The 581-nt window shown below is 62.3% G+C and carries 1 pseudogene; it reads right to left on the bottom strand.

Features of this window, described 5'->3' with window-relative positions:
• Positions 1–581 (bottom strand): annotated as a pseudogene (locus tag A5791_RS26910) (glycosyl transferase family 1); the annotation flags it as partial.

Here is a 581-nt window from a genome sequence, read left to right as displayed (position 1 = left end):
TCGCTGGCCATCCCATTTCGCCCATTCGGCCGCCAGACCGGGAAAGCAAACCTCGTCGTAGGCCTGAATTTCCAGCGATCCCCGTTCAGCTATGCGTCGCGGTGAAGGGCCTGTTGCCTTCGGCAGGCCGAGTTCACGGCGTTGCGCGTCCTCGGCCGTCTTCGTCATCCGCCAAACCAGCCAGCGGTCCATTGTCATTGCGGAGCGGATCAGCGGCGACAACACCATCGGGACGAGCTCGGGGTCGGCGTTAAGCGGGGACGTATGCAGCATGGCCAACGGAATGTCGTAATACTCCGCGACATTGGCAACGGGACGATCGAAACCGGCGTCGGTGAACAGCAGATCTGCCCCGTCCGCCAGCGACATCACTGTCGTGTTGGCCTCTTCCCAAAACTGGGTGAACAACTCCCAATCCTTGCGCCCTAACCTGATGAGCTCCGGGATCTTCCAGAAGTTGCGGAACACGTGCATCAAGAAGTCGCGGTGTAGGTCGTGCCACGTCCCCGCATCCGGCCCGAAGGCGACGGCATCGAGCCCAGCCGAGTCGGTGAACGCAACCAGGTCGGGCGAGACGGCCA

The sequence above is a fragment of the Mycobacterium sp. 852002-51163_SCH5372311 genome, assembly GCF_001667115.1.
Taxonomy (GTDB): domain Bacteria; phylum Actinomycetota; class Actinomycetes; order Mycobacteriales; family Mycobacteriaceae; genus Mycobacterium.
This window is presented reverse-complemented; position numbering and strand designations above follow the sequence as displayed.